The sequence below is a fragment of the Kitasatospora sp. NPDC058190 genome, assembly GCF_042883685.1.
Classification (GTDB): Bacteria; Actinomycetota; Actinomycetes; order Streptomycetales; family Streptomycetaceae; genus Kitasatospora.
On sequence record NZ_JBHVVI010000241.1, the window covers coordinates 1 to 5,018 of the forward strand.

4 protein-coding genes are annotated in these 5,018 nt (G+C 72.0%); all 4 read left to right on the forward strand.

The genetic code is table 11. The annotated features are described in order from the left end of the window. The first annotated feature begins 326 nt into the window (after positions 1-326). The 4 genes from ACFVWU_RS44190 to ACFVWU_RS44205 all read left to right on the forward strand — a co-directional run bounded on the left by ACFVWU_RS44190 (position 327) and on the right by ACFVWU_RS44205 (position 4,979). A complete protein-coding gene (locus tag ACFVWU_RS44190; RefSeq protein WP_387632225.1) occupies positions 327-2,918 on the forward strand; it encodes an ATP-binding protein in 2,592 nt (863 codons plus the stop codon). Between the two features lie 111 nt (positions 2,919-3,029). Beyond that, positions 3,030-3,710 (forward strand): response regulator, encoded by a 681-nt coding sequence (locus ACFVWU_RS44195; RefSeq protein ID WP_033351413.1) that lies wholly within the window; start codon positions 3,030-3,032, stop codon positions 3,708-3,710. Positions 3,711-3,774: 64 nt separating this feature from the next. After that, entirely contained in the window at positions 3,775-4,185 is a 411-nt protein-coding gene (locus tag ACFVWU_RS44200) for an OB-fold nucleic acid binding domain-containing protein (protein WP_387632227.1), read from the forward strand. Then, positions 4,182-4,979, forward strand: coding sequence for a DUF3159 domain-containing protein (locus ACFVWU_RS44205; RefSeq protein ID WP_387632229.1), 798 nt, complete (start codon positions 4,182-4,184; stop codon positions 4,977-4,979). The genes ACFVWU_RS44200 and ACFVWU_RS44205 overlap by 4 nt, the downstream gene beginning before the upstream one ends. The last annotated feature ends 39 nt before the right edge of the window (positions 4,980-5,018 follow it).

Below are 5,018 nucleotides of genomic sequence, written 5' to 3' on the forward strand. Positions count from 1 at the left end.
TACTGCAGGGGGGACCCTGTGGGAGAGTAGGACGCCGCCGAACAATCATTCAGAAGAACCCCCATCCGGATTCCGGATGGGGGTTCTTCGCGTTTACCGGAAACCGGACGAAAGCCGGACGAAGGCCCGGTGACGGAGACTCGGGCCTGCGGACACCTCCCGAGTGACCCCCGCCGAGTGGCTGGGACTCCATCAATATGTCGCTAAAACCGCATGATCAGTGCACTGATCAGCGGAATTTCGCTTCTCACGCCGTAGTCTCAAAAGGAGGGGGAACAGGTGTCCGGGGGTGGCTCCCGGGCCGGGCCGGATCAAGAATGGTGCTCATGGGACGAGGCAGGCTGCGCATCTACCTCGGGGCGGCCCCCGGGGTCGGCAAGACGTACGCCATGCTCGCCGAGGCGCACCGGCGCCAGGAGCGTGGCACGGACGTCGTGGTGGCCTTCGTGGAGGACCACGGCCGGCGGCGTACCGCGGACCAGGTCGCCGGGCTTGAGGTCGTGCTGCGGAAGCAGGTGGTGCACCGGGGTGCCAGGTTCTCCGAGATGGATCTGGACGCCGTCCTCGCCCGCCGCCCGCAGGTGGCGCTGGTGGACGAGCTGGCCCACACCAACGTCCCCGGCTGCCGCAACGAGAAGCGGTGGCAGGACGTCGAGGAGTTGCTGGCGGCCGGGATCGACGTGATCTCCACCGTCAACGTCCAGCACCTGGAGTCGCTCGGCGACGCCGTCATGGGCATCACCGGGGTGCGCCAGCGCGAGACCGTGCCGGACGAGGTGGTCCGCCGGGCGGACCAGATCGAGCTGGTGGACATGTCCCCGCAGGCGCTGCGGCGGCGGCTGGCGCACGGCAACGTGTACGCGCCGGAGAAGATCGACGCCGCGCTCGCCAACTACTTCCGTCCGGGCAACCTGACCGCGCTGCGCGAGCTGGCGCTGCTGTGGACCGCCGACCGGGTGGACGAGTACCTGCAGAAGTACCGCGCCGAGCAGGGGATCGAGGGCACCTGGCAGGCCCGGGAGCGGATCGTGGTCGGCCTGACCGGGGGCCCCGAGGGGGCCACGCTGATCCGGCGGGCGGCGCGGATCGCGGCCCGTGTCTCCGGCGGTGAGCTGCTAGCCGTCCACATCTCCCGCTCGGACGGGCTCGCGGGCTCGGGCTCGCCGCAGACGCTGATCGAGCAGCGCGCGCTGGTGGAGAGCCTGGGCGGCTCCTTCCACAACGTCCTGGGCGACGACCCCGCTGCCGGGCTGCTGGACTTCGCCCGCGGCGTGAACGCGACCCAGATCGTGCTGGGCACCAGCCGTCGGCCCGGGTGGCAGTACCTGTACGGGCCGGGCGTCGGCACCACGGTGACGCAGAAGGCCGGGGACATCGACGTCCACATGGTCACCCACGAGCACGCCGGACACGGGCGGCGCAACAAGATACCCGTGCGCCGGATCACCGACCTGGGCCGGACCCGGACGATCGCGGGTTGGCTGATCGGACTGGCCGGCCCACCGGTGCTGGCGCTCGTGCTGACCGCGATCGGCGGGCTGGGCCTGTCGACCGACATGCTGCTGTTCCTGTCGCTGACGGTGTGCGCGGCGCTGGTCGGCGGGCTGCTGCCGTCGATCGGCTCGGCGCTGGTCGGCTCCTCGGTGCTGAACTACTACTTCACCCCGCCACTGCACACCTTCACCATCAGCGAGCCGCAGAACATCATGGCGGTGGCGATATTCACCATCGTCGGCTGCTCGGTCGCGTCCGTGGTGGACCTGGCGGCCCGGCGCACCCATCAGGCGGCCCGCGCCCAGGCCGAGGCGCAGACCCTCAGCGCGCTCGCGGGCACGGTGCTGCGCGGCGCGCCGAACGGGGACGGGGTGCTGACCGCGCTGATGGAACAGGTCCGGGAGACCTTCGGGCAGGAGAGCGCCGCGCTGCTGGAGCGCCCGGAGCCGATGGGCGGCTGGGTGCCGGTGGCCACCGCCGGGCCGCGCCCGCCGGAGCGGCCCGAGGAGGCCGACGTGGACGTGCCGGTGGGGGAGAGCCTGGCGCTGGTGCTGCGCGGCCGGGTGCTGCCCGGGGCGGACCGGCGGCTGCTCGGGGCCTTCGCCGCGCAGGCGGCGGTGGTGCTGGAGCGCCGCCGACTGGCCCGGGAGGCCGCGGCGGCCCGCCGGGAGGCTGAGGGGAACCGGATCCGCACCGCTCTCCTGGCCGCCGTCTCGCACGACCTGCGCACCCCGCTGGCGGGCATCAAGGCCTCGGTGAGCTCGCTGCGCTCGGCCGACGTGGACTGGGACCCGGAGGACGAGGCCGAGCTGCTGGCCGGGATCGAGGCCGGGGCCGACCGGCTGGACCACCTGATCAACAACCTGCTCGACATGAGCCGGCTGCAGACCGGGACCGTCACCCCGCTGATCCAGGAGACCGACCTGGACGAGGTGGTGCCGTACGCCCTGGGCGGGGTGCCGCCGGAGTCGGTGCGGCTGGAGGTCCCGGAGACGCTGCCGATGATCCGGGCCGACGGCGGGCTGCTGGAGCGCTCGCTGGCCAACCTGGTCGAGAACGCCGTCAAGTACAGCCCGGACGGCGTCAGGGTGCTGGTCAAGGCGGACGCGCTGGAGCAGCCGGGCGGGCCGGGCCGGGTCGAGCTGCGGATAGTGGACCGCGGCCCGGGGGTGCCCGAGGGCGCCAAGGAGAAGATCTTCGCGCCGTTCCAGCGCTACGGGGACGCCCCGCGCGGTGCCGGGGTGGGCCTCGGGCTCGCGGTGGCGCGCGGCTTCGTCGAGGCGATGGACGGGACCGTCACCGCCGAGGACACCCCGGGCGGCGGCCTCACCATGGTGGTCAGTCTGCCCGCCGTCGAACGGCCGCCCGAACCGGAGGAGCCGACCGGTGACGGTCACGATCCGCTCTCGCAGCTGATCACGTGAGGCCCGGGGGCGCACCGGCTGGACCCGTGGCTGCCCGGTGGCGCGCGTCGTACCTTCATCTGAGTCATACAGTCCGTAAGATCCGACAGCCCTGAAAGGCGGAGCCCGTAAATGACCCGGGTCCTCGTCGTGGACGACGAACCGCAGATCGTCCGCGCGCTGGTGATCAACCTCAAGGCCCGTAAGTACGAGGTCGACGCGGCCCATGACGGCGCGAGCGCGCTGGAGCTGGCCGCCGCCCGCCATCCGGACGTGGTCGTCCTCGACCTGGGCCTGCCCGACATGGACGGCGTCGAGGTGATCCGCGGCCTGCGCGGCTGGACCCGGGTGCCGATCATCGTGCTGTCGGCCCGGCACGCCTCGGACGAGAAGGTCGAGGCCCTGGATGCCGGCGCCGACGACTACGTCACGAAGCCCTTCGGGATGGACGAGCTGCTCGCCCGGATGCGCGCCGCCGTGCGCCGGGCCGAGCCGGTGGCGGGGGAGGACGACTCGCTGGTCGTCACCGAGAGCTTCACCGTCGACCTCGCCGCCAAGAAGGTCAACCGGGACGGCACCGACGTACGCCTCACGCCCACCGAATGGCACCTGCTGGAAGTGCTGGTCCGCAACGCCGGCCGGCTGGTCAGCCAGACCCAGCTGCTCCAGGAGGTGTGGGGCCCGGCCTACCGCACCGAGACCAACTACCTGCGGGTCTACCTCGCCCAGCTGCGTCGCAAGCTGGAGCGCGACCCCTCGCACCCGCGCCACTTCATCACCGAACCGGGCATGGGCTACCGCTTCGAGAGCTGACCGGGGGCCCGCCGGCGGCTGCGCGGCCTGCCGCCGGGGGCCCGGAAACCGGTACCCTGCCGACATGAGTGGTGACAACAGCAGTGGCCAGCCGCCGGGGCGATTCCGCCGCATGTTCAGCCGGCTGACCTCCTCGGCCGAGGAGCTGGACGCCGAGGACCTGCGCCAGGAGAGCGCCGCCGAGTCCGGCTGCCGGCCGATCGCCGGCTGCGCGGACCGCGAGCTCGTCACGGTCGCGGGCACGCTGCGCACGGTGACGCTCCGCCCCCGGGCCGGGGTGCCGGCCCTGGAGGCCGAACTCTTCGACGGCACCGAGGCACTGGAGGTCGTCTGGCTCGGTCGTCGCTCGATCGCGGGCATAGAGCCGGGCCGCCGGCTGGTCGCCAGCGGCCGGATCAGCCACGCACGCGGCCGCCGCGTGCTGTTCAACCCCCGCTATGAGCTGCGTCCGGTCGGACACGGGAGCGAAGTGTGAGCAACCACCCCGGCGGCGAAGCCGCCGCCCGGCTCGATCTGGACGCCGCCGATGTGGCGGTGGACGGTGTGACGCGGTCGATCGAGGTCACGGCACCGGCCGTCGAGCAGCCCCTCGACCCGGCGGCCGTCGAGGCCGCCCGCAAGGCCGCCTCCAAGGAGGCCGCCGACACCGTGCTGCAGGCCTTCGGCGGCGTGCGCGGCATGATCGACATGACGCTGCCCGGCCTGGTCTTCATCATCACGTACAACATCACCCACCAGGTGAGCGCCGCCGCCTGGGCCGCGCTCGGCCTGAGCGGCCTGTTCGTGGTGGTCCGGCTGGCGAAGCGGGAGACCATCCAGCACGCCTTCAGCGGCGTGTTCGGCGTCGCCCTCGGTGCCTGGATCGCGATGAAGAGCGGCAAGGCCGAGGACTTCTACCTGCCTGGCCTGCTCTGGAACGTCGGCTACTGCGTCGCCCTGGCGACCTCCGCGCTGGCGCGCTGGCCGATGATCGGGGTGATGCTCGGCCCGATCACCGGCGAGATGTTCACCTGGCGCAAGGAGAACCCGGGCCGTTTGGCCGCCTACACCAAGGCGACCTGGGCCTGGGTGGTGATCATGGGCCTCAAGCCGGTGATCCTCTTCCCGCTGTACTTCACCCACAACGTCAACCTGCTCGGCTGGCTGAAGGTCGCCCTCGGTATCCCGCCGCTGTTGCTGGCGATGTACGTGACCTGGCAGATCCTGCTGAAGGCGCCGCCGCCGATCAAGGCGCAGCTGGACGACGACGAGGAGGAGCCGGCGAAGTAGCCGCTCCCGCGGGACGAGTACGGCGGAGGGCCCGCACCC

What these genes read in the sequence shown, in the direction of transcription:
- ACFVWU_RS44190 (WP_387632225.1), top strand. Translation starts at nt 327, where the DNA reads ATGGGACGAGGCAGGCTGCGCATCTACCTCGGGGCGGCCCCCGGGGTC.
- ACFVWU_RS44195 (WP_033351413.1), top strand. Translation starts at nt 3,030, where the DNA reads ATGACCCGGGTCCTCGTCGTGGACGACGAACCGCAGATCGTCCGCGCG.
- ACFVWU_RS44200 (WP_387632227.1), top strand. Translation starts at nt 3,775, where the DNA reads ATGAGTGGTGACAACAGCAGTGGCCAGCCGCCGGGGCGATTCCGCCGC.